Here is a 22166-nt window from a genome sequence, read left to right as displayed (position 1 = left end):
TTGGAAAATGTAAAAAATAGGTGGTAACTTTAAGTTGAACGAACCGCAGTATGAAGTGCTTACGGTATTATGGTGCAATAATACGAATAAATTTTAACCAGACAATAGTATTTTTAAAAAAGAAAATATATTTTTGTATCACATATTTATCAAATGATACAAAGAATTCAGACCGTTTATTTATTTTTAGCTTTTATAGTTACAGGTGTTTTATTATTTTTTATTCCACTTTGGACAATGGCGAATAATAAAGATTTTTATTTTATGCAAAGCGAGGTTTATACTATATTGCTGGGTTTGAGCACTACTTTATCTGTCATAAGTATTGTATCCTATAAAAAAAGACAAAACCAGTTTGTGATTGGCAGACTGAATATAGTATTAAATTTGATTTTATTAGGATTGTTTGTATATCGTTCACTAAATTTATCTGGAGAAACACCTGCTGTTTCTGAGAAAGGTATTGGGATGTTTCTACCTGTATTGGTAATTGTTTTGTTAGTATTAGCTAATAAGGCCATCAAAAAGGATGAAGATCTTGTAAAATCTGTGGATAGATTGAGATAAACCTATAAACTTTAGTTTATTAGTGCGAAGAAAACCCGAATGTAACAGTTCGGGTTTTTTTGTGTCAAAAATTGATAATTTTTAATAAATTTTAGCAAAATGCTACATATATAGTAAATTTTTATAAATTTGACTACATAAATTACAGTATGAAAAATAAAACGCGAATCCATCTAGCTGACGATCATCAAATTCTTATTGACGGCATAAAAACTTTGCTACATACTAATACTTCTTTTGAAGTGGTGGGCTCTTCCATCAACGGAAATCAATTATATGAAGAGGTCACTTCTAATAAAGTCGACATTTTAATACTTGATATTAATATGCCTGGTAAAGATGGAATTGAAATCCTAAAAGAATTTGCTCACAAGGGATTTCCATGTAAAATAATAGTGCTTTCTAGTCATGACGACCTTCGAATTATAAAAGAAGTGATGAAATTAGGTAGCAGTGCCTATTTAACAAAAAAATGCGCTGGTGAAAATATTATAAATGCAATATTAGCGGTTAATAATGGTGAAGAATATTTCTGTAAAGATGTTAGACAAAAAATTTTTACCACAATAACTAAAGGAAATCCAAAACTCAATAGACCAATACTTGCAGCAAACTTTATACTCACTGAAAGAGAAGTAGAAATTATCATTTTGATTTCTCTCGAATACAGCACTAAAGAAATTAGCGATCAGCTATTTATTAGTTCCAATACAGTAGAAACGCATCGTAAAAATATAATGAAAAAATTAGCCGCAAAAAATTCCATCAGCTTGGTAAAGTATGCTATCAAACATAAATTAGTAAAACCTTAAATCTATATATAGTTTATTTTTTTTAATTCTTTAATCCAACCGTATCCAATTGATTTTCTATTAATTAAAGATTTTCTGCCAATTTAAGTTTTCAAAAACCCTACTTATGTTTAAGAATAAAATTCTATTAAGATTATTTCTAATAATTAATTTGATTTCTTTCTGTGCTTATGCAAATTTTGAAGTAGAATCTAAAACTGAAACTACTGCTATGAGTAAAGAAGCAGTAAGTTTAATGAAAAATGGCAATTATGAAAAATCACTAATTTTATCAAGACGTGCTCTTAGCTTAGCTATTTACTATAAAGACAACAAACTAATTGCCAGCTGTTACAATACCATTGCCGCAAATTTTGATCAATTATCGGAGATTGACAAAGCGTATTATTATTATCATAAAGGTTTGTCTTATGCAAATCAAACAGATGATGATGTTATGAAAAACTGGTTAAATAATAATTTAGGAAATATTTACTGCTTTGATAAAAAGCAATACGAAAAAGGAATTTATTATTACAAAAAATCATTAAAGTACAGCGCTAAAATTAAAGACTCGGCACAAATTGTGTTTACAAAAATCAATTTAACTTGGGCATATTTTGACATTGGTCAATATGACAAAGGATTACCGTACTTAAATTATATTAATAAGCATCATGATCAACACGGTACTTCATCGACAATAGTGGTTTTAAATATGCTTAACGGAATGTATCACAGCCATATAAATGATGCAAAAAAAAGTCAATTATATTTTGAAAAAGCAATACAACTAGGAAATGAAGGAAATGAAAAATCTGATTTATCATACTCCCATCTTGAATTTTCGAAATTTTTATTTAAAAATGGCAATTTCAAAAATGCTTATAAAAACTTAACCCTTTACAATGTAATTACAGAGGAGCTTAATAATGAAGAAAGAAAAAGTAAAACAAATGTTGCAGGAATAAATTTGCAAATAGACGAATATAAAAGAGAAATTGACAAAATTGAAAGCGAGTTTAAAACTAAAGAAGAATTACATTTACAACAACAGTCCACTAATAAAAAAATTGTTATAACCTTATCGACTATACTTATATTACTGTTTTTTTTATTTTATTTTTATATCCAAAATGCCAAATTAAAACATAACAACAAATTAAAGGATGTTCTAAGTAAAATGCAGGAGAATTTAATTAACGCAACTATTAATGGTCAAGAATTAGAACGAAAAAAAATCGCTTCTTTTTTACATGATAATATTAGCGCATTACTTTCCTCAGCAGGGATGCACCTCTTTGCTCACATCTCTCAAAGCAAATCTTCTTCACAAGAAATCATAAAAACTAAAGCTATTTTAGAACAAGCTCATGACCAGATTCGGGATTTATCGCATGAATTGATGCCTTCACTTTTAGCGTGCTTTGGATTATTTGATGCTATAGAAGACTTATGTGAAAAAAATTCAAATTCTATGTTGCGCTTTAAGTATCAAAGTTTAGTAGAAAGAAACACTCGTTATAATGAAGATTTTGAAATAAAAATTTACTTTATTATCATGGAGCTTCTCAATAATACCATTAAACACAGTCATGCAAAAGAAGCTAAAATTATTCTTAAAGAGAATAAAAACACGTTACAAATTCATATTATCGATAATGGAAAAGGATTTGACTCAACTAAATTTCATGTCCTTGAAGGTTTTGGTTTAAACCAAATCAAAGCTCGATTAAATAATTTAAGAGGTAGTATTGAAATAAATTCTAAAACAAATACAGGCACAGCAATAAAAATAATTGTTCCTCTTGTGTATCCTAAAAGGAATATTATCACTTCTTTTCGATCTCAATAATTTCTAAATCTTTAATTTTATCAGCATCAATAACAAATCGTAACATGGTTCGCACCTGATGAAAACCACTTTTCCCAGCAGCTCCAGGATTCATGTGTAGGAAATTATTTTTCCTGTCAAAAATTACTTTTAAAATATGCGAGTGTCCGCAAATAAATAAATTTGGTGGATCTGAACTTATTTCAGCTTTAATATTAGGATTGTATTTTCCGGGATAACCACCTATATGCGTAATCCAAACAGCAACACCTTCGCACATAAAACGATTGTGTAAAGGAAATTCAAGCCGAGCCTGAGCATCATCGATATTACCATAAACACAACGCAACGGCTTTAATTTTTTGATGGTATCAGTCACTTTTAAGTCGCCAATATCACCTGCGTGCCATACCTCATCAGCTTGATTAACATATTTTAAAATCGTGTCATCAATATGACTGTGTGTATCTGAAAGAAGAAGAATTTTTTTCATAGTAGTAGTGTCATTGTGAGGGACGAAGCGATTAGGAGCTATTTCCAGCTTTCCGTTTCAATCTTTTTATTCGCTGTGGCGAATAAAGAGGATTTCTCCCGAAATATCGGGACAATCTGGGCTAGGAATTTCGGTAAAAATAAACATTCAATTTCAAATAAAAAATCTTATAAAAACTTATCATTTTTTACTTCTTGCCCACTTCCTAGCCAAAAAATTAATAAGTATCTTTGTGGCTTCAAAAAATTTGACTTGAGGTATTTTATAAAATTAGCATACAGCGGCACTCATTATCATGGATGGCAATACCAACCTAATGCAACTTCGGTTCAAGAAACTATGAACAAAGCGGTTTCTACGTTATTAAACACTGAAATTAATTTAATGGGAGCAGGTCGAACGGATACAGGAGTTCACGCTACACAAATGTATGCGCATTTTGATTTTGAAAGGACAATTGATGTTCCTACTATCATGCATAAACTAAATTCTTATTTACCCAAGGATATCGCAGTACAAGATATAATTCTGGTTAATGACGAGGCACACGCTCGTTTTGATGCGATAAAAAGAACATATGAATACCATATTAATACGAGTAAAAACCCCTTTTTACAGGAGCAAAGTTGGCATTTTCATCAACCTTTAGATATTGCTCTCATGAATGAAGCAGCAAATTTGTTATTGAATCATATTAATTTTCAGTGCTTTTCAAAAGTTAATACAGATGTAAACACGTTTGATTGTACCATTTATCAAGCACAATGGAATCAAGATAATGAAAAATTAATTTTTATCATTTCAGCAAATCGCTTTTTGAGAAACATGGTTCGCGCGATTGTTGGCACGCTAGTCAATATTGGTCTACATAAAATTACTTTGAATGATTTTGAAAGTATCATAGAAAGTAAAAACAGAGATAGAGCTGGTTTTTCGGTTCCAGCACATGGTTTATATTTAACCGAAATAGAGTACGATTATTTGTAAAAAGAATTAATTAAATGAGTCTATTAGCAATATAAAATTAGATTGCTTCGTACCTCGCAATGACAAAAAATGAAAGCAAAAGCATTTGATACTAGATTATTCAAGCGAATATTAAAATTTACAAAGCCTTACCAATGGCGATTTAATGGTGTAATTATATTCGCTATTTCGCTGTCTATATTTGCAGCATTACGACCATACTTATTGAAACAAACTGTAGATGGTTATATCTCTACTCAAGATCAGCAAGGTTTATTAATGTATGTTGTACTGATGGGAGTAGTACTTTTATTTGAAGTATTTTCACAATTTTATTTTGTCTATTGGGCAAACTGGCTCGGCCAAGATATTGTAAAAGACATTCGGATTAAATTATTCCAACATATTTTAAGCTTCCGAATGAAATATTTTGATCTCGTTCCCGTGGGACAACTAGTTACCCGTTCCGTTTCGGATATTGAATCGATTGCTCGTATATTCAGTCAAGGTTTATTTATGATTATCAGTGACTTGATGAAAATGCTTGTCGTTTTGATTTTTATGTTTTATATGAATTGGAAACTAACTTGGATTGTAATTGTCGCAATGCCAATTTTAGTTTTTATCACAAGAATTTTCCAACGCAAGATGCAAGTGGCCTTTGAGGAAGTTCGGAATCAAATCGCTAATATGAACTCTTTTGTTCAAGAAAGAGTGACAGGAATGAAGATAGTACAACTCTTTAATCGCGAAAAAATTGAATACGATAAATTCAAGGATATCAACAATAAACATAAAAAAGCGTGGATAAAAACAATTCTTTATAACTCGATCTTCTTCCCTATTGCTGATATTATTTCGTCGCTTACTTTAGGTTTTATTGTGCTTTACGGAGGAATAAAAATTCTTAATGGCGATAATTTTACCACATTTGGAGATTTATTTTCTTACACCATGTTTATTGCCATGTTATTTAATCCTTTACGTCAAATAGCGGATAAGTTTAACGAGATGCAACTGGGAATGATTGCTGCAAATCGAGTATTTGAAATCCTAGATACTGAAGATCAAATTCAAGACACTGGAATTATTGAAGCACCTGTATTTAAAGGCGCTATTGAATTTAAAAAAGTTCGTTTTGGATATATTGCCGATGAAGTGGTTATAAAAGGAATTGATTTAGAAGTAAATGCTGGACAAACTATTGCTATTGTCGGTTCCACAGGTGCTGGAAAGTCAACCATTATTAACTTACTGAATCGTTTTTACGAGATTAACAGCGGTTCTATTTATATAGACAAAAATAATATTGAGAATTACACCTTAGATTCTTTAAGAAAACAAATTGCAGTGGTTCTACAAGATGTTTTTCTTTTCGCTGATACGATTTTTAACAACATAACTTTAAATAATCCTGCTATTTCTCGTGAACAAGTTTTGGCTGCAGCCAAAAATATAGGTGTTCATGATTTTATTATGAGTTTGCCTGATAATTATGATTTTGATGTCAAAGAACGCGGTGTTATGCTTTCCTCTGGTCAACGACAATTAATTGCTTTTCTAAGAGCGTATGTTAGTAATCCAAGTATATTAATTTTAGACGAAGCAACCTCCTCAATTGACACCTATTCTGAAGAATTAATCCAGCGGGCAACCGAAACAATTACCAAAGGACGAACATCAATAGTTATAGCGCATCGATTAGCCACTATTGTAAATGCTGACAAAATTGTAGTGATGGATAAAGGTCTTATCGTTGAGCAAGGAACGCACCAAGAATTAATAAATAGAGAAAGCGGTTATTATAAGGATTTATATGAGTCTCAATTTTCAGTGGCAAACTAAAATAGTAATATTGTAACTAATTATTGAAGTATTAATTTATTGAACTATAAAATATCAGAACTGGCTAGTTGCTTCAATTATTGCGTTATCAGATAATTTAGTAGTTTTAAACTTTATTAAGTTTTGAAATTTTCTAAAAACATATTAAATGATTAAATTCGCGCAGAAAATTTATAGAATTAAAAATATGCTTATTAAATGAGATTTATATAAACTCATTTCACCAAATTATAAAAAAAAATAAAAATATGAAATACGATATTATAGTTTTAGGAAGTGGTCCTGGAGGATATGTAACGGCTATCAGAGCATCGCAATTAGGATTTAAAGTTGCCGTTATTGAAAAAGAAAGTCTTGGTGGCGTGTGTTTAAATTGGGGATGTATTCCAACAAAAGCACTTTTAAAATCGGCACAGGTCTTTGATTATCTGAAACACGCTTCTGATTATGGATTGACAGTAAAGGAATTTGATAAAGATTTCAGTGCAGTGGTCACGCGATCTAGAAATGTAGCTGGAGACATGAGTAAAGGGGTTCAGTTCCTAATGAAAAAGAACAAAATCGATGTTATAATGGGTTTTGGTAAACTAAAACCAGGTAAAAAAATTGACGTTACTGACGCTGACAATAAAGTTACTGAATATACAGCTGATCATATCATTATTGCTACCGGTGCTCGATCACGTGAGTTACCAAACTTGCCTCAAGATGGTATTAAAGTAATTGGGTATAGACAAGCAATGACTTTACCTACGCAACCTAAATCAATGATTATTGTTGGTTCTGGAGCTATAGGTGTAGAATTTGCTCATTTTTATAATGCAATGGGAACTGATGTTACTATTGTTGAATTTATGCCGTTAATTGTTCCTGTTGAGGACGAAGACATTTCGAAACAAATGGAACGTTCAATGAAAAAAGCAGGTGTAAAAATCATGACTAATTCATCAGTAGAACGAATTGATACCTCTGGAGCAGGTGTAAAAGCATTTGTTAAAACAGCAAAAGGAGAAGTAGAACTAGAAGCAGATATCTTGCTTTCGGCTGTAGGTATAAAAACTAACATAGAAAACATAGGATTAGAAGAAGTAGGCATCGCTGTTGACAGAGATAAAATACTTGTAAACAATTACAATCAAACTAATATTCCAGGATATTACGCTATTGGTGATGTTACGCCAGGTCAAGCATTAGCACACGTTGCTTCTGCTGAAGGAATCAATTGTGTAGAAAAAATTGCTGGACTTCATGTAGAACCTATCGATTATGGAAATGTTCCAGGTTGTACGTATGCAACTCCTGAAATTGCTTCGGTGGGTATGACTGAAAAACAAGCAAAAGAAAAAGGATATGAATTGAAAATTGGTAAATTTCCATTTTCCGCTTCAGGAAAAGCAAAAGCTTCAGGTACGCCAGATGGTTTTGTCAAAGTGATATTTGATGCAAAATACGGAGAATGGTTAGGATGTCACATGATTGGTGCTGGAGTTACAGATATGATTGCTGAAGCAATTGTTGCGCGAAAACTAGAAACAACAGGTCACGAAATCCTAAAAACAATTCACCCGCACCCTACAATGAGTGAAGCCGTTATGGAAGCGGTTGCTGATGCTTATGGCGAAGTAATTCATTTGTAAGTACGAGGTTAGAGGCTAGAAGTACGGGGTGCGAAGTTCGAGGTACGATTTTAGAGGTCTGAGGTTAGAAGTACGAGGTGCTAAGTTTAATATTATAGTAAAGATCCGATTAGATATTCTAATCGGATCTTTTTTTATGTCTTTTAAACAAAGTAGATTATAGTGTTGTAGTTCTTTTATAATTATAAAAATTGTAATTTCAGTTGTAGTTATGTTTAGAAAATGGTCTTTGCTTTTAATACATTAACATTTATTTACAAATCGTACTAAAAAATCTATTCAATTGTAGTCTATATTTGTAATCCGAGGTTTTTTACTCAATAAATATCAATTTACCATTTTATAAATGAACACTAAGAACTACGAATTTTCCAAAACATTGCATAATAATCAAAACCAGAATTGGGTTAGAGCTATTGATTCTTCAAAAATAATTAATTGGATTGATGATCTATTTAGGATTTTATTTCCTGAAAAAACATTGGAAAGTATCCAAATTGAATTGCTTTTAGATCAAAACAAAATAAATTTCATTACCATTCTGACAGAAATAAATAAAGGAAAAGTGGTTGATAAGAGTCGGGAACTTGCTGATGCATTGTATGAAGCGCTGCCTGAATTATACGCTTTTATGCAACAGGATGCACAAGCGATCCTTGACACGGATCCTGCTGCTGATTGCATTGAAGAAATTATAAATTCGTACCCCGGTTTTTTTGCGATTGAAGTTTATCGTATTGCAAATGCCATTGCTTCTCGTACAGAGTGCTTATTACCACGAATTTTAACCGAGTATGCACATAGTAGAACCGGAATTGACATTCATCCTAATGCCACCATAGGCGTTCCTTTTATTATCGATCACGGTACCGGAATTGTTATTGGTGAGACGACAACTATAGGTAAACATGTGAGTATTTATCAAGGGGTAACTTTAGGAGCGCTTCAAGTTGAAAAAAGCATGCAGGAAAAAAAACGTCATCCTACTGTTGAAGATAACGTAATTATCTATGCTAATGCGACAATTTTAGGGGGAAGCACTATCATAGGAAATCACAGTATAATAGGCGGAAATACGTTTATAACTAAAAGTGTCAATCCATACTCTTTTGTAATGCAATCCAATAAGAATACAGTTTTAAACCAACAAGAAATAAAAGATATTAATTTTTTCTCAATATAAATATTATGAAATACAATAACATACTCGAAACGATAGGCAACACGCCACACGTAAAAATCAATCGTCTTTATGGTCCAAACCAAAATGTTTATATCAAACTAGAACGCGCAAATCCTGGTGCTAGCATCAAAGATAGAATCGCTCTTGCTATGATTGAAGATGCCGAAGAAAAAGGATTACTCAAAGAAGGAAGTACTATTATTGAAGCCACTTCTGGCAACACGGGAATAGGATTAGCAATGGTAGCGGCAGTAAAAGGCTATAAATTAATTTTAGTAATGCCTGAATCAATGTCAATTGAAAGACGTCGATTAATGAGTTTGTACGGTGCTGAATTTGTTTTAACACCTCGTGAACTTGGAATGAAAGGCGCCATTGAAAAAGCAGGCGAACTTGTAAATGAAACGGCTAGTGCATGGTCACCACTACAATTTGACAATCCAGCAAATATAGAAATTCATAAAACAACAACCGCTCAGGAAATTATCAAAGCATTTCCTGACGGATTGGATTATATGATTACTGGCGTAGGTACTGGAGGACATATAACGGGTTGTGCTGAAATTCTAAAACAACATTATCCAAACCTAAAAGTTTACGCTGTAGAACCAGAAGCTTCGCCAGTAATTAGCGGTGGTGCCGCTGGTCCACATCCTATTCAAGGAATTGGCGCTGGATTTATTCCTGCAAATTTACACACTGACTTACTTGACGGAAGCATTCAAGTAAGTAAAGATGAAGCTTTTGAATATACTCAAAGAGCCGCCAAAGAAGAAGGAATGTTTATAGGAATATCCTCGGGAGCATCACTTGCAGCCGTAGCTAAAAAACTAGCTGAAATTCCTGAAAATGCAACCGTACTGACTTTTTGTTATGATACTGGCGAGCATTATTTGAGTGTTGAAGGATTGTTTGTGTAACTAAATAAAATAAGCCTTCATAAGTCCTTCTTACGATTGAAAATTTATGGAGGTTTTTTATTTATTTTTGATAAAATATTAATTTTAAAAAACTAAAATCTTATCAATACAATTTGTGAATTGGATTAAAAAATATAAAAATGGAAATTCACTCTCGAAAAATAGAATTTATACAAGCTTTTCTTAAACTTTAAAGTTAAGAAGTAATCTTTCAGTTTGAAAATTTATTGATAAGGAAATCAGCTATTGAAATTGATGAACACCAATCTGTGGAAAGGATGTCAATCGCAGAATTTAATGACAGAATAGATAAATCAGAAACTGATTTTAAAAACGGAAATTATAAAAATACCTCTGAGCTTTTAAAAAAATTATAATTAATGAGCTTTGAAGTTATTTGGTTTGATTTTGCAGAAAGTCAACTTGATGATATTTATCAATATTATACTGCAAACGTAAGCTTAAAAGTTGGCAAAAACATTCTTTAAGGCATATCTTGAAAGTCCCAGAAAGACTTTTAGCCAATACTGATCTGTATCAAATTGAAGATTTGTTCTTGGTAGAGAAGAGCTATACTTATACATAATCTACAATAACTACAAAATAATATATACTATTAATCAAAAACTAAAATTGATTAAAATAGCTGATTTATTTGACACGCGTCAAAATCCAAATAAAATGAAGCGAAATAAATAAAACCCTTTCTTTCGAAAGCTTGTCAGACTAAATAATCAATTTCGCCTTATAACTTTAATGGCTATTAAATTTTAGTTTTCACTTTAAAACGTTTCAAAGTGAAAATTAAAATTTAATAGAGTATAAAAAACCACATAAAAAAAGCTCCCTACGGAGCTTTTAAATTATGTTACTCTTCTTCATCAGTCTCATGAGACTTTGAATATCCTCTCCATTTCTCAATGCAATCTTGTAAATCTTGCGGTAATTCTGTATCAAAACGCATCATTTCACCTGTTGTAGGATGAATAAACCCAAGCGTTTTAGCATGCAAGGCTTGTCTTGGTATAATTTTAAAACAGTTATCAATAAACTGTTTGTATTTAGTAAACGTAGTTCCTTTCAGAATTAAATGACCGCCGTATCGCTCGTCATTAAAAAGAGGATGACCTATGTGTTTTAAATGCGCCCTGATTTGGTGTGTTCTTCCCGTTTCTAGTTGGCACGAAATCAAAGTCACATACCCAAAACGTTCTAAAACTTTATAATGTGTAATGGCTGGCTTTCCTATTTCTGGATCAGCAAATACGGCCATTTGCATCCGGTCTTTCAAGTGACGCGCTAAGTTGCCTTCAATCGTTCCTTTATTCTGCGCTACATTTCCCCAAACTAAAGCGACATATTCCCTTTCAGAAGTTTTTGCTTCAAACTGTTTTGCGAGATGTGACATAGCGGCTTCTGTTTTGGCAATAACCAATAAACCAGAAGTATCTTTATCAATACGATGTACTAATCCAGGACGCTCGCTACTGTTCATAGGCAAGTTATCAAAATGATAAGCCAAAGCATGCACTAGAGTTCCCGTATAATTCCCGTGACCTGGATGAACCACCATTCCAGGCAGTTTGTTGATCAGCAATAAAGTGTCGTCTTCGTAAACAATATTTAGCGGAATATTCTCTGGAATAATATGATTTTCGTAAGGAGGATGTGTCAGCATAACCCTAACCACATCATGGGCTTTCACCTTGTAATTTGATTTTACTGTCGCATCATTCACGAAAATATTTCCTTCGGTTGCAGCAGTTTGAATTTTATTACGAGTCGCATTTTGGATCAATCCCATCAAATATTTATCAATCCGTAAAGCCGCTTGGCCTTTAGGAACTTCAAACCTAAAATGTTCGTATAACTCGTCTTCTAAATCTACAGTATCTATATTATTGTTCATTAACTGGTATTTCTTCAATTGGCACTGACAGGGTATCCGCAGCGTTTTCTTCTTCTTGATAACTCATTTTTCCGTCGCCTAAAACCAAATCGATTTTAGATGATTTCAACACTCTATCACCTACTTTTAAGTTTCTTCCTTTAAAACGCATTTCCAGTACCATATCTTTACCTAGATTTGGCACATAAGTTACTGTTCCTTCCTCTAATCCTAACGCTCGCAGTGTTGGAACCGCTTCACGATAGGTTTTTTCAATCAAATTAGGAATTCGAACAGATGAAAAACCTGAAGTATTTACTTTTATATAAATCTTTCTTCCCACTTTCACCTTAGTTCCCGGCGAAGGATCTTGTTCCACAACGCTAAATTGTAGGAAATCACTTCTATAATCCACACTATCTAAAAGTTCATAATCTAAGTCCAGTTCATCTAATTTAGTTTGCACTTGCTCTTCCGTCAGTTTTCGCAAATCAGGCACTGAAATTTCGTGTCCGTGATCGGTGGTAAAAGTCAACCAATGCATAAATAAATAAGCCAAAGCTGCTACAATAGCAACTGCAATTAAAACTTGCACTCCAAATACGCGACTGGTAAGATACTTACGTAAACTCATAAATTTATTTTTAGATGCGGCAAAGATAAAGCTATTTCGTTTCAAAAAAAATGATAATTTTGTTTAATGCAGCTGCTCAACATGAGGCTACTGTCTTGAGGAGCTGTTTCCCGCTATTCGTTGCAATCTTTTTATCATCCAAAAGGCTGATAAAAAGGATTTTCACTGCTATCGGGGCTAAAAACGACTTATTTTCATAACATTTATCATTTTAATAATGAAGAACATTGCCATCATCATGGGCGGATATTCCAGCGAATACAAAATCTCATTGATCAGCGGAAACGTGGTTTACCAATTTTTAGATAAAACAAAATACAACAGTTTCCAGATTCATATTTTCAAAGAGAAATGGGTTTATGTCGATGACAATAACAATGAATTTCCAATCGATAAAAATGATTTTTCAGTAACCGTTTCTGGAAATAAAATTACTTTCGATTGTGTTTTTAACGCCATTCATGGCACACCAGGCGAAGATGGACTGATGCAAGCTTATTTTGAACTTCTAAATATCGCACAAACTTCTTGCGACTATTACCAAGCCGCACTAACATTCAACAAACGGGATTTACTTTCGGTTTTAAAACCTTATGGAATAAAAACAGCGACTTCCTACTACTTAAACAAAGGGGATAAAATCAAAACTGATGAAATTGTAGCCAAAGTAGGTTTACCTTGTTTTGTAAAACCAAATAAAGCAGGATCAAGTTTTGGAATCTCTAAGGTAAAAACCGCTGCTGAATTGCCCACCGCTATCGAAATCGCGTATAAAGAAGACAATGAAATAATTATAGAGAGTTTCCTTGACGGCACCGAAGTTTCTGTTGGAGTCATCAATTACAAAGGAATAATAACAGTATTACCTATAACAGAAATCGTTTCTGATAACGATTTCTTTGATTATGAGGCTAAATACCTCGGCAAATCACAAGAGATCACGCCAGCAAGAATTTCGGGAGATATGACTCAGAAAGTAAGCGAAATAGCCAAACGAGCTTACGAAGTTTTAAAAATGAAGGGGTTTTCACGTAGCGAATTTATAATCGTCGATGGCGAGCCATTCATGCTGGAAATGAACACCATTCCTGGACTAACGACTGAGAGTTTGATTCCACAACAAGCAAAAGCTGCCGGTATTTCGCTAGAAGATTTGTTCACGAATGCTATTGAATTGGCTTTAAACAAATAAGAGATAATTTAGCTAACTTTGAAATTAACAAACTTCTTATGATCGATTATCAAAATTATATCACAATTAATCCACAGCTTCGTTTCGGCAAACCAACGATTATTGGCACGAGGATTACTGTTTTTGATGTGTTATATTGGTTTTCAAATGGAATGCCCATAGAATTAATTATTGAAGACTTTCCAGAACTTAATGAAAATCAAATCAAAGCTTGTCTTTCTTACGCGGCTGACCGAGAATATAAAATTCAAGTCGCATCATGAAGTTACTATTTGATCAAAATATTTTATTCAGAATCTTATCTAAAATTAAAGTTCATTTTCCAGAAGCCAAACAAGTGAGACAACTGGGCATTGAAAATTATTCAGATTTGGAAATTTGGAAATTTGCTAAAGAAAATCAGTTTACTATTGTAACTTTCGATTCAGATTTCTTTGATTTATTAAGTTTACAAGGACACCCTGTAAATATTATTTGGTTGCGTTTTGGTTATACATTTATCTATGTTCTTTCTACTCTTTTAATCACAAAGGCTTCAATAACTAAAGATTTTACAACTTTAGAAGCCTATTATAAAATAGCATGTCTTGAAATAAACAACTAAATTCCTGTTATGAAAGAAATATTTGAGTGGAATAGATTATTATTTAATGGCTTACCAGAATCATTTCTACTAGAAGTCATTTTCCGATCTACGGTTATGTTTATTGTTTTACTTTTAACCTTAAAAGTAGCAGGCAAACGCGGAGTTAAACAGCTGTCTGTATTTGAAACCGTAATTATTATCGCTTTAGGATCAGCCGCTGGAGATCCTATGTTTTATGAAGATGTTGGAATGATACCAGCAATCACTGTATTTCTTGTTATTATTATTCTTTATCGATTAGTGACTTGGTTGACGGGGAAAAGTAAAAAATTCGAAGAGTTTATCGAGGGTAAAACAGAATGTTTAATTAATGAAGGAAAGTTTTCAATTACCACTTTTAAAAAAGAAAGTCTTGCGCAAGATGAATTTTTCTCAGAACTTCGCATAAAATCTATAGAACATTTAGGACAAGTTAAAAATGCATTTATCGAAACTAGTGGCGAAATCAGTATTTTTTATTATGAAGATGAGAACGTAAAACCAGGTTTACCAATCCTCCCTTCTCTGTTTAAAGAAAAAAGTAAAGTCATTGCTGAAAAAGGATTATACTCATGTACATTCTGCGGAAATACAGAAAATCAAAATGCAGGATTGGCCACATGTAAAGTCTGTCACAAATCGGAATGGGTAAAAGCGTTGAAAACCATTCGAAAAGCATAATTAATTATTTAGCACTTAATAAACCACAATATGAGAAAAGCCATATTTCCAGGATCTTTTGATCCAATAACTTTAGGTCATGAGGATATTATAAAAAGAGCCATTTCATTATTTGATGAGATTGTAATTGCTATAGGCATTAATGCCGAGAAAAAATATATGTTTTCCTTGGAAGACCGCAAGCGTTTTATTGAAGAAACATTCAAAGACGAACCTAAAATTTCTGTACTTACTTATGAAGGATTAACGATCGATTTGTGTCATAAAATAAAAGCTGACTTTATTCTCCGTGGTCTTCGCAATCCCGCTGATTTTGAATTTGAAAAAGCGATCGCCCACACTAATAGGCGTTTATCTAAAATTGAAACTGTGTTTTTATTAACCGCTGCAAAAACATCTTACATCAGTTCAAGCATTGTGAGAGACGTTTTAAGAAATGGAGGACAATATGAAATGTTGGTTCCTGATGCCGTGCGAGTAAAATGATTTCGAATCGCGCATTAAAATTGTAAATCAGTTGAAAGACTTGCATTATTTCAAATTTAGTTACACTTTTTTATGTCACGCAGGCGGCGTTTCGATTAAATTGCTCAGTACAATGCGCTTAAACCTAGCAAATAGGTAATAGCGGATTTTAGTTTCACTTAAATTTGTATTCACTTTTTCTTTTAATTCTATGCGATGGAAGCCAAAGTTAATAAGTTAAGAATACTAATTAAATAATGTTGTTGTTGTTGCTATCATTCCGACGAAGGAGGCCTCGAGGGTTTACCTGAACAGGCGAAGCAATCTCAACAGAGGAGAGCAACAAACAAAGATGCTTCCTTCGTCAGAATGACAAAGTTGGCGAGCTAAAAGCTTAACTTAATGAAATTGGGATAGAAGCATAACAAGCACTATACTTTTACTTATATATCTATTTTACTAAAATTCAAAATCAACTACTTTTAATAGTCAAATGAACGCTCAACAATGGCAATGAAAGCATTTGATTATACAATCCTCCTACATATAAATTGTCAATGCAATCATAAAACTGTACTTTCGCCTAAAATAAAAGCCAATAAATTATGAGTTTAGAAAGAGAATTAAGTAAACGCAGTGGAGCAAAATGTGAACTTTGTGGTGTCACAGAAAACTTAAAAGTATACGAAGTACTGCCAACAAAAAAAGGCGGAATTGATGAAAGCATAATGGCTTGTAACACTTGCATAAGCCAAATCGAAAATCCTGATACTGTAGATTTAAACCACTGGAGATGTTTAAACGATAGTATGTGGAGCGAGCAAATTGCAGTGCAAGTTGTAGCTTGGAGAATGTTAAGCCGTTTGCGTTCTGCTGGATGGCCTCAAGAATTATTGGACCAAATGTATTTAGATGAAGATACTTTAGCTTGGGCACAGGCAACTGGCGAAGGCGAAGAGGACGAAAATAAAATAATACACAGAGATAGTAACGGCGTAATTTTAGAACATGGCGATTCAGTTGTATTAATAAAAGACTTAAAAGTAAAAGGATCAAGTATGGTCGCTAAACAAGGAACTGCAGTTCGAAACATACGTTTAGACCACGAAAATGCCGAATATATTGAGGGAAAAGTAGATGGTCAAATGATTGTAATTATCACACAATACGTTAAGAAAACTTAGTGATCAGTAATCACTAGTAGGTGATTCTCAGTTATAAGTTCTTAAATTTGAAATTATAATAAACTAAAAACAAAAAAACGGTAGCAGAATTAGTTTTCTTGCTAACGTTTTTTTGCTTTATATCTATTCCCGCTTTCAATCTAAACACTAATCACTAAACACATTCTAATTTTGAACACTAATCACTACTCCTCCTTCTTAATAACTTTCCTAGCTACTTCAATCTTAAACTTCTTCCCTTTCATTTTTTCATCTTTAATTGCGTGCAATAAATCTTTTACTTTATTGAATTTAACCGCTGCAAAAGATATAAAATCTTTTACTTCAATCAATCCTATATCGCCTTTTTCTAGTTTCCCTTTTTGAGAAAAGAAACCTACAATATCAATTTTATTTAATTTATTTTTCTTTCCACCACTGATATAAATCGTTTGAAATTGAGGTGGTTTAGGTAACGTATTATTATTTTCCACATTAAATGCTTCCATTCCGTAATCTAAATAATCTGCTTTTTTTTCACTTTCATGCGCAATAATATAAGCAGTTCCAAATGCTAGCATTCGAGCGGTACGACCATTTCTGTGCGTAAACTCATCCTCTTTTGAAGGTAAATGATAGTGGATAACGTGATTCATCTCGGGAATATCTAGACCACGAGCGGCTAAATCAGTGGTGATTAAATAGCTCACACTTCCATTACGAAATTGTATTAACGAGCGCTCTCGCTCGTCTTGATCCATTCCGCCATGATAGTAAGTAGCATAAATTCCCTTTTCGTTCAAGTTGTCACTAATGCGTTCTGCAGCATCACGGTGATTACAAAAAACAATAGCCGATTCTGATTTTAAAGAGCAAATCAAGTTGAACAAACTACCTATTTTGTCTTTTTCCTTAGACACCACCATTTTCATCGCCAGATTAGATTCTTGCTCATTTTCTGGGATAAAGTCTAAAATTGTTGGATTTACCACTCTAGTATATTTTGGAATCTCAATATCAGAAGTAGCTGAAACCAAAATACGCTTATTCAATTTGGTTAATTTACCAATGATAAATGACATTTGTTCGTGGAAACCTAATTGCAGTGATTTATCAAATTCATCCAAAATTAATGTTTGAATCTTATCAACACGAAAAGTAGCTCTGTCAATATGATCTGCAATTCGACCCGGGGTTCCTATTAAAACTGCTGGTGGATTACTCAAATTCTTTATTTCAGTATCGATAGAATGTCCGCCATAACAAACATTTACTTTATATTCCGTTCCCATTTTTTTCCAAACTTGCTCAATCTGCAATCCTAATTCACGTGAGGGAACTAAAATCAAACATTGAACAGAAAGGATTTCAGGTTGTAACATTTCTAAAATAGGCAACAAAAAAGCAAGCGTTTTACCAGAACCCGTTGGCGAAAGCAATAAAACATTGCTGTCATTTAAAATTGCGTCTTGCGCAACTTCTTGCATTTCGTTTAGGCTTTCAATGCCTAAATTCAAAAGTATAGTATTGGAATGATGTTTCTTATTCATTTTTGTTTATTTGTGCAAAGGTAATTTTAAATTTTTAAGTTTTATTCTTTTAAATAGCAGCTTTGTTAATCCTAGGATCGCTGAGATAATATTTTAAAAATTGCTACATTTGAATTTGAACTAAAAATTAAATTATGAGATACTTTACACTTTTATTTTTGCTTATTTCGACTACTTTATTGGCACAAAAAACAAATAAATACGCTACTTTTTTCGAAAAAGGAAATGGAAATCAATCTGCTGATTATAACGAAACAATAAATTATTACCGCCTTTTAGCTAAAAATTTCCCCACTATTAAAATTCAAGAAATGGGAAAAACCGATAGCGGAATACCTTTACACATAGTTATTTTTAGTGTTGATAAGCAATTCGAATTTGAAAAAATTCAAAAAAATAAAGCGGTTATTTTACTCAATAACGGAATTCATGCAGGTGAACCAGATGGAATTGACGCAAGCATGCAATTGTTTAGGGATTTAGCTTTAAACCAAATAAAAGTTCCAAAAAACACGATTGTCGTAAGCATTCCTGTCTACAATATAGGAGGATATTTGAATCGAAATTCAACCACGAGAGCCAATCAAGATGGTCCTGAAATTTATGGATTTAGAGGAAATGCTAGAAATTACGATTTGAATCGCGACTTTATAAAATCAGATACGAGAAACACAAAAAGCTTTGTGGAGATATTCCATAAAATAAATCCAGATGTTTTTATTGACAATCATGTAAGCAATGGCGCTGATTACCAATATAAATTGACCTACATCATGACCCAACACAACAAGTTAGGAACTATTTTAGGTGATTTTTTAAACACGGAAATGATGCCAGAATTAGTCAAAGATCTCCAAAAAAAGAATATTGATACCACTCCTTACGTAAATGCGTTTTCAGACACACCAGACAAAGGTTTTGCACAGTTTTTCGAGAGTCCGCGATATGCAACGGGTTACACTTCTTTATTTAATACTATTGGGTTTGTTGTTGAAACACACATGCTAAAGAAATATGCAGAACGCGTTAAAGTCACCTATGAATACATGCGTTCCACCATTGATTTTACCGACAATAATTTTAAAAAAATCAAACAATTGCGATTGCAAAACGAAGAACAATATAAGCCTCAGAAACCGTACACCATAAAATGGGAAATTGATACTACGAAATCAATTCCGTTCTCCTTTTTAGGCTATGAAGCTAGTTATAAAAAAAGTGATGTAACAACAGGAAATCGACTGTTTTACGACCGCATAAAACCCTACAAAAAAAACGTCCCATTTAGTAAAGAATACAAATCCGTTAAAGAAATTACTATACCTGCAGCGTATATCATACCGCAAGGATTTTGGGATGTTATCGATTTATTAAAGCACAACGGAATTCAAATGCAGGAGTTACAAAAAGACACCATAATTGAAGTAGAAAGCTATAGAATCGCCGATTATAATACTACAAATTCTGCTTATGAGGGGCATTATTTGCATAGAAATACAAAGGTAACCACTCAAATAAAAAAGCTGGCTTTCGCCAAAGGGGATTATCTTATTTCGACAGCACAAAAAGGAATTAAATATTTACTAGAAACACTGGAGCCTGAGGCGGTTGATTCGTTTTTTAATTGGAATTTATTTGACACCATATTGCAACAAAAAGAAGGTTATTCTGAATATGTTTTTGAAGATACGGCTGCACAAATAATGAAAGACAATCCAAAATTAAAAACCGAATTCGAGCAAAAAAAACAAAGTGACCAGAATTTCTTAAAAAGTCCTGAAGCGCAGTTGGACTGGATTTACAAACATTCCGCTTATTATGAAAAGGCTCATTTACAATATCCAGTATATCGAATTTTAAAATAAATCGACGTACATTGCCTTCCAATAAAAAAATAGAAATTAATATTGAAAGTAAAAAAATCTAAGACAGATTTCACAGATTTCCACTGATTAATTTGTGTAAACTCATGAAATCTGTGTTTGAATTTGGCTATTTGTAGCAACGTAAAAAGAAACAATTCAAGACTTCTTTTTCTCTTCAAATAACAATTTTATGTTTTCGTACGAGTTTTTTAATGCTTCTTTAATTTGCTCTGGATTGAGCCAAGCCACTTTTTCAATACCTTCTTCAAGTTGACCTTGTGGTGTACCTGTAAAATCAGAGTGCATTTCGAACCAATGTGTAATTTTTAATTTATACTTGCCATTTCTTCTAAATACATGATACGTTTTTTGAAGTTTGTGTGCAATTCTCAAACCATTAACACCAGTCTCCTCCTCTACTTCACGCATTGCAGTGTCTTCAATTTCTTCTCCTTTTTCAATACCACCTTTGGGCAAATCCCATTTTCCATTTCGAAAAATAAATAAGACCTCTCTCTTTTTATTATAAACAAGTCCGCCGCCAGCTTTACAAACTGAAATTTTAGACTTTAAAGTCTTCATAATCAGGCTTTCATCAGGATGATATAAGTATGCTTTATTTATTTTATTTTGAAAAATTTTTACAATAAGTTGCTCTATGTCAATACTTTCTAATAAAAATAACTGAAAATCAGTCTCCTTAGAGATGTGATTTGTTAAAAAAAGTGGCTTGTCGTTAACAAAAACTTTATACATTTGTACTATGATTTTTAATAAAGATACAGCCGAAAAAACAGCCGAATTCCTTTTGCAAATAAATGCAATTAAATTGAATCCAAGAAATCCTTTTACATGGGCTTCAGGATGGAAATCGCCAATTTATTGTGATAATCGATTAATTCTCTCATTTCCAGCCGTACGGAATTACATCAGAGATCAGTTTTCGAAAAATATTGAAAAGCAATTTGGAAAACCAGATGTTATTGCTGGTGTTGCCACAGGAGCAATTGGTATTGGTATTCTTGTAGCAGAAAGTTTGGGATTACCCTTTGTATATGTGCGACCAGAAGCTAAAAAACATGGACGACAAAATCAGGTTGAAGGTTTTTTACAAAAAGGACAAAATGTTGTTGTTGTAGAAGATTTGATAAGCACTGGAAATAGTAGTTTACTAGCTGTTGCCGCTTTGCGTGAAGCTGGAGCAAATGTTAAAGGTATGGCCTCAATATTTACTTATGGCTTTAATGTGGCCGAAGAAAATTTTAAAGCAGTTAATATTGATTTATACACTTTAAGTAATTATCAAAACTTATTGAATTTGGCTGTAGCCAAAAGATATATTACGGAAGAGGAAGAGCAAACATTAAGAGAATGGAATGTGAGTCCATCAACATGGAGCATTGAAGTTTAAAAAGTAAAATATAAAATAATGAACTTAGAAAGTCCTAAAGTTACCGTTCAAAAATCAGCTCAAGAATTATTTGATTCGCTTAGCGATGTTAAAAATTTTGAAAAATTAATGCCTGAAAACATTGCTAAATTTGAAGTTATTGGTGACGATGCTTTCATTTTTGGATTGAAAGGGATGCCAGAAATAAAGCTCAAAATGAAGGAAAAAGTTGCACCAACTAAAATTGTTTTAGGTGCAGCAAGTGATAAACTTCCTTTTACATTAGTGGCTAATATTGAATCTCTTTCTGAAAATTCAAGCGCTGTTAAACTTGATTTTGAAGGCGAATTTAATGCTATGATGGCAATGATGATTAAAGGACCTATTGGGAAGTTTATCGAAACCTTAGCTAGTAACATGCATAAGTTGTAGATTGTAAGAACTTTATTAATACATGAGAAAAGGCGAAAAATATAT

Annotated in this window: 22 protein-coding genes; 17 read left to right on the top strand and 5 right to left on the bottom strand. The window is 32.7% G+C overall.

Annotation, left to right across the window (positions count from 1 at the left end; translation table 11 throughout):
• The first annotated feature begins 153 nt into the window (after positions 1-153).
• From RCH18_RS08700 to RCH18_RS08690, 3 genes are all read left to right on the top strand, one after another.
• Positions 154-567, top strand: a complete 414-nt coding sequence (locus RCH18_RS08700) for a DUF4293 family protein (protein ID WP_326936365.1) — start codon at positions 154-156, stop codon at positions 565-567.
• 149 nt (positions 568-716) lie between these two features.
• Positions 717-1379, top strand: coding sequence for a response regulator transcription factor (locus RCH18_RS08695; RefSeq protein ID WP_326936364.1), 663 nt, complete (start codon positions 717-719; stop codon positions 1377-1379).
• 106 nt (positions 1380-1485) lie between these two features.
• Positions 1486-3213, top strand: a complete 1728-nt coding sequence (locus RCH18_RS08690; protein ID WP_326936363.1) for an ATP-binding protein — start codon at positions 1486-1488, stop codon at positions 3211-3213.
• Here RCH18_RS08690 and RCH18_RS08685 read toward each other — a convergent pair.
• A complete protein-coding gene (locus RCH18_RS08685; RefSeq protein ID WP_326936362.1) occupies positions 3191-3685 on the bottom strand; it encodes a metallophosphoesterase family protein in 495 nt (164 codons plus the stop codon). The two genes, RCH18_RS08690 and RCH18_RS08685, sit on opposite strands and share 23 nt — an antisense overlap.
• A 252-nt stretch (positions 3686-3937) precedes the next feature.
• Between RCH18_RS08685 and truA the strand changes: the two genes are divergently transcribed.
• From truA to cysK, 5 genes are all read left to right on the top strand, one after another.
• A complete protein-coding gene (gene truA, locus RCH18_RS08680; protein ID WP_326936361.1) occupies positions 3938-4672 on the top strand; it encodes a tRNA pseudouridine(38-40) synthase TruA in 735 nt (244 codons plus the stop codon).
• Positions 4673-4741: 69 nt separating this feature from the next.
• A complete protein-coding gene (locus tag RCH18_RS08675; protein WP_326936360.1) occupies positions 4742-6496 on the top strand; it encodes an ABC transporter ATP-binding protein in 1755 nt (584 codons plus the stop codon).
• A gap of 248 nt (positions 6497-6744) precedes the next feature.
• Positions 6745-8133 carry a dihydrolipoyl dehydrogenase gene (gene lpdA / locus RCH18_RS08670; RefSeq protein ID WP_326936359.1) on the top strand — a complete coding sequence of 463 codons (1389 nt, stop codon included), beginning with the start codon at positions 6745-6747 and terminating at the stop codon, positions 8131-8133.
• Between the two features lie 346 nt (positions 8134-8479).
• On the top strand, positions 8480-9316 hold the full coding sequence (locus tag RCH18_RS08665; RefSeq protein ID WP_326936358.1) for a serine O-acetyltransferase: 837 nt from the start codon (positions 8480-8482) through the stop codon (positions 9314-9316).
• 5 nt (positions 9317-9321) lie between these two features.
• On the top strand, positions 9322-10236 hold the full coding sequence (cysK, locus tag RCH18_RS08660) for a cysteine synthase A (RefSeq protein WP_326936357.1): 915 nt from the start codon (positions 9322-9324) through the stop codon (positions 10234-10236).
• A gap of 868 nt (positions 10237-11104) precedes the next feature.
• Here cysK and RCH18_RS08655 read toward each other — a convergent pair.
• Positions 11105-12145 (bottom strand): RluA family pseudouridine synthase, encoded by a 1041-nt coding sequence (locus RCH18_RS08655; RefSeq protein ID WP_326936356.1) that lies wholly within the window; start codon positions 12143-12145, stop codon positions 11105-11107.
• Entirely contained in the window at positions 12135-12758 is a 624-nt protein-coding gene (locus RCH18_RS08650) for a PASTA domain-containing protein (RefSeq protein WP_326936355.1), read from the bottom strand. Before RCH18_RS08650 ends, RCH18_RS08655 begins: the two co-directional genes overlap by 11 nt.
• 217 nt (positions 12759-12975) lie before the next feature.
• Here RCH18_RS08650 and RCH18_RS08645 point away from each other — a divergent pair, with 217 nt between their 5' ends.
• The 6 genes from RCH18_RS08645 (at position 12976) to RCH18_RS08620 (ending at position 16905) form a co-directional block, all read left to right on the top strand.
• Entirely contained in the window at positions 12976-13950 is a 975-nt protein-coding gene (locus RCH18_RS08645; RefSeq protein WP_326936354.1) for a D-alanine--D-alanine ligase, read from the top strand.
• Between the two features lie 38 nt (positions 13951-13988).
• Entirely contained in the window at positions 13989-14213 is a 225-nt protein-coding gene (locus RCH18_RS08640; protein ID WP_326936353.1) for a DUF433 domain-containing protein, read from the top strand.
• Entirely contained in the window at positions 14210-14554 is a 345-nt protein-coding gene (locus RCH18_RS08635; protein WP_326936352.1) for a DUF5615 family PIN-like protein, read from the top strand. The genes RCH18_RS08640 and RCH18_RS08635 overlap by 4 nt, the downstream gene beginning before the upstream one ends.
• Before the next feature lie 9 nt (positions 14555-14563).
• Positions 14564-15256, top strand: coding sequence for a DUF421 domain-containing protein (locus tag RCH18_RS08630; protein ID WP_326936351.1), 693 nt, complete (start codon positions 14564-14566; stop codon positions 15254-15256).
• Positions 15257-15286: 30 nt separating this feature from the next.
• Complete coding sequence (gene coaD / locus RCH18_RS08625) at positions 15287-15742, top strand: pantetheine-phosphate adenylyltransferase (protein WP_326936350.1); 456 nt, start codon at positions 15287-15289, stop codon at positions 15740-15742.
• A 584-nt stretch (positions 15743-16326) separates the two neighbouring features.
• Positions 16327-16905 carry a PhnA domain-containing protein gene (locus RCH18_RS08620; RefSeq protein ID WP_326936349.1) on the top strand — a complete coding sequence of 193 codons (579 nt, stop codon included), beginning with the start codon at positions 16327-16329 and terminating at the stop codon, positions 16903-16905.
• Between the two features lie 185 nt (positions 16906-17090).
• Here the strand turns inward: RCH18_RS08620 and RCH18_RS08615 are convergent, their stop codons facing one another.
• Positions 17091-18434, bottom strand: a complete 1344-nt coding sequence (locus tag RCH18_RS08615; RefSeq protein ID WP_326936348.1) for a DEAD/DEAH box helicase — start codon at positions 18432-18434, stop codon at positions 17091-17093.
• 134 nt (positions 18435-18568) lie between these two features.
• Here RCH18_RS08615 and RCH18_RS08610 point away from each other — a divergent pair, with 134 nt between their 5' ends.
• Complete coding sequence (locus RCH18_RS08610; RefSeq protein WP_326936347.1) at positions 18569-20299, top strand: M14 family metallopeptidase; 1731 nt, start codon at positions 18569-18571, stop codon at positions 20297-20299.
• A gap of 156 nt (positions 20300-20455) precedes the next feature.
• Here RCH18_RS08610 and RCH18_RS08605 read toward each other — a convergent pair whose 3' ends face one another.
• Positions 20456-21055 (bottom strand): NUDIX hydrolase, encoded by a 600-nt coding sequence (locus RCH18_RS08605; RefSeq protein ID WP_326936346.1) that lies wholly within the window; start codon positions 21053-21055, stop codon positions 20456-20458.
• Between the two features lie 7 nt (positions 21056-21062).
• On the opposite strand from RCH18_RS08605, the gene pyrE reads away from it, so the two are divergent.
• Positions 21063-21710, top strand: coding sequence for an orotate phosphoribosyltransferase (pyrE, locus tag RCH18_RS08600; protein WP_326936345.1), 648 nt, complete (start codon positions 21063-21065; stop codon positions 21708-21710).
• A gap of 18 nt (positions 21711-21728) precedes the next feature.
• A complete protein-coding gene (locus RCH18_RS08595; RefSeq protein ID WP_326936344.1) occupies positions 21729-22121 on the top strand; it encodes an SRPBCC family protein in 393 nt (130 codons plus the stop codon).
• The last annotated feature ends 45 nt before the right edge of the window (positions 22122-22166 follow it).

Source organism: Flavobacterium sp. PL11, assembly GCF_035985025.1.
Classification (GTDB): Bacteria; Bacteroidota; Bacteroidia; order Flavobacteriales; family Flavobacteriaceae; genus Flavobacterium.
This window is presented reverse-complemented; position numbering and strand designations above follow the sequence as displayed.

Bases quoted from the DNA above. Each gene is read 5' to 3' on its own strand.
- RCH18_RS08645 (WP_326936354.1), top strand. From the start codon at position 12,976: ATGAAGAACATTGCCATCATCATGGGCGGATATTCCAGCGAATACAAA.
- RCH18_RS08665 (WP_326936358.1), top strand. From the start codon at position 8,480: ATGAACACTAAGAACTACGAATTTTCCAAAACATTGCATAATAATCAA.
- RCH18_RS08635 (WP_326936352.1), top strand. From the start codon at position 14,210: ATGAAGTTACTATTTGATCAAAATATTTTATTCAGAATCTTATCTAAA.
- RCH18_RS08690 (WP_326936363.1), top strand. From the start codon at position 1,486: ATGTTTAAGAATAAAATTCTATTAAGATTATTTCTAATAATTAATTTG.
- RCH18_RS08695 (WP_326936364.1), top strand. From the start codon at position 717: ATGAAAAATAAAACGCGAATCCATCTAGCTGACGATCATCAAATTCTT.
- RCH18_RS08675 (WP_326936360.1), top strand. From the start codon at position 4,742: ATGAAAGCAAAAGCATTTGATACTAGATTATTCAAGCGAATATTAAAA.
- RCH18_RS08620 (WP_326936349.1), top strand. From the start codon at position 16,327: ATGAGTTTAGAAAGAGAATTAAGTAAACGCAGTGGAGCAAAATGTGAA.
- pyrE (WP_326936345.1), top strand. From the start codon at position 21,063: ATGATTTTTAATAAAGATACAGCCGAAAAAACAGCCGAATTCCTTTTG.
- RCH18_RS08615 (WP_326936348.1), bottom strand. From the start codon at position 18,434: ATGAATAAGAAACATCATTCCAATACTATACTTTTGAATTTAGGCATT.
- lpdA (WP_326936359.1), top strand. From the start codon at position 6,745: ATGAAATACGATATTATAGTTTTAGGAAGTGGTCCTGGAGGATATGTA.
- RCH18_RS08650 (WP_326936355.1), bottom strand. From the start codon at position 12,758: ATGAGTTTACGTAAGTATCTTACCAGTCGCGTATTTGGAGTGCAAGTT.
- RCH18_RS08685 (WP_326936362.1), bottom strand. From the start codon at position 3,685: ATGAAAAAAATTCTTCTTCTTTCAGATACACACAGTCATATTGATGAC.
- RCH18_RS08605 (WP_326936346.1), bottom strand. From the start codon at position 21,055: ATGTATAAAGTTTTTGTTAACGACAAGCCACTTTTTTTAACAAATCAC.
- RCH18_RS08630 (WP_326936351.1), top strand. From the start codon at position 14,564: ATGAAAGAAATATTTGAGTGGAATAGATTATTATTTAATGGCTTACCA.
- RCH18_RS08640 (WP_326936353.1), top strand. From the start codon at position 13,989: ATGATCGATTATCAAAATTATATCACAATTAATCCACAGCTTCGTTTC.
- cysK (WP_326936357.1), top strand. From the start codon at position 9,322: ATGAAATACAATAACATACTCGAAACGATAGGCAACACGCCACACGTA.
- RCH18_RS08610 (WP_326936347.1), top strand. From the start codon at position 18,569: ATGAGATACTTTACACTTTTATTTTTGCTTATTTCGACTACTTTATTG.
- RCH18_RS08595 (WP_326936344.1), top strand. From the start codon at position 21,729: ATGAACTTAGAAAGTCCTAAAGTTACCGTTCAAAAATCAGCTCAAGAA.
- RCH18_RS08655 (WP_326936356.1), bottom strand. From the start codon at position 12,145: ATGAACAATAATATAGATACTGTAGATTTAGAAGACGAGTTATACGAA.
- RCH18_RS08700 (WP_326936365.1), top strand. From the start codon at position 154: ATGATACAAAGAATTCAGACCGTTTATTTATTTTTAGCTTTTATAGTT.
- coaD (WP_326936350.1), top strand. From the start codon at position 15,287: ATGAGAAAAGCCATATTTCCAGGATCTTTTGATCCAATAACTTTAGGT.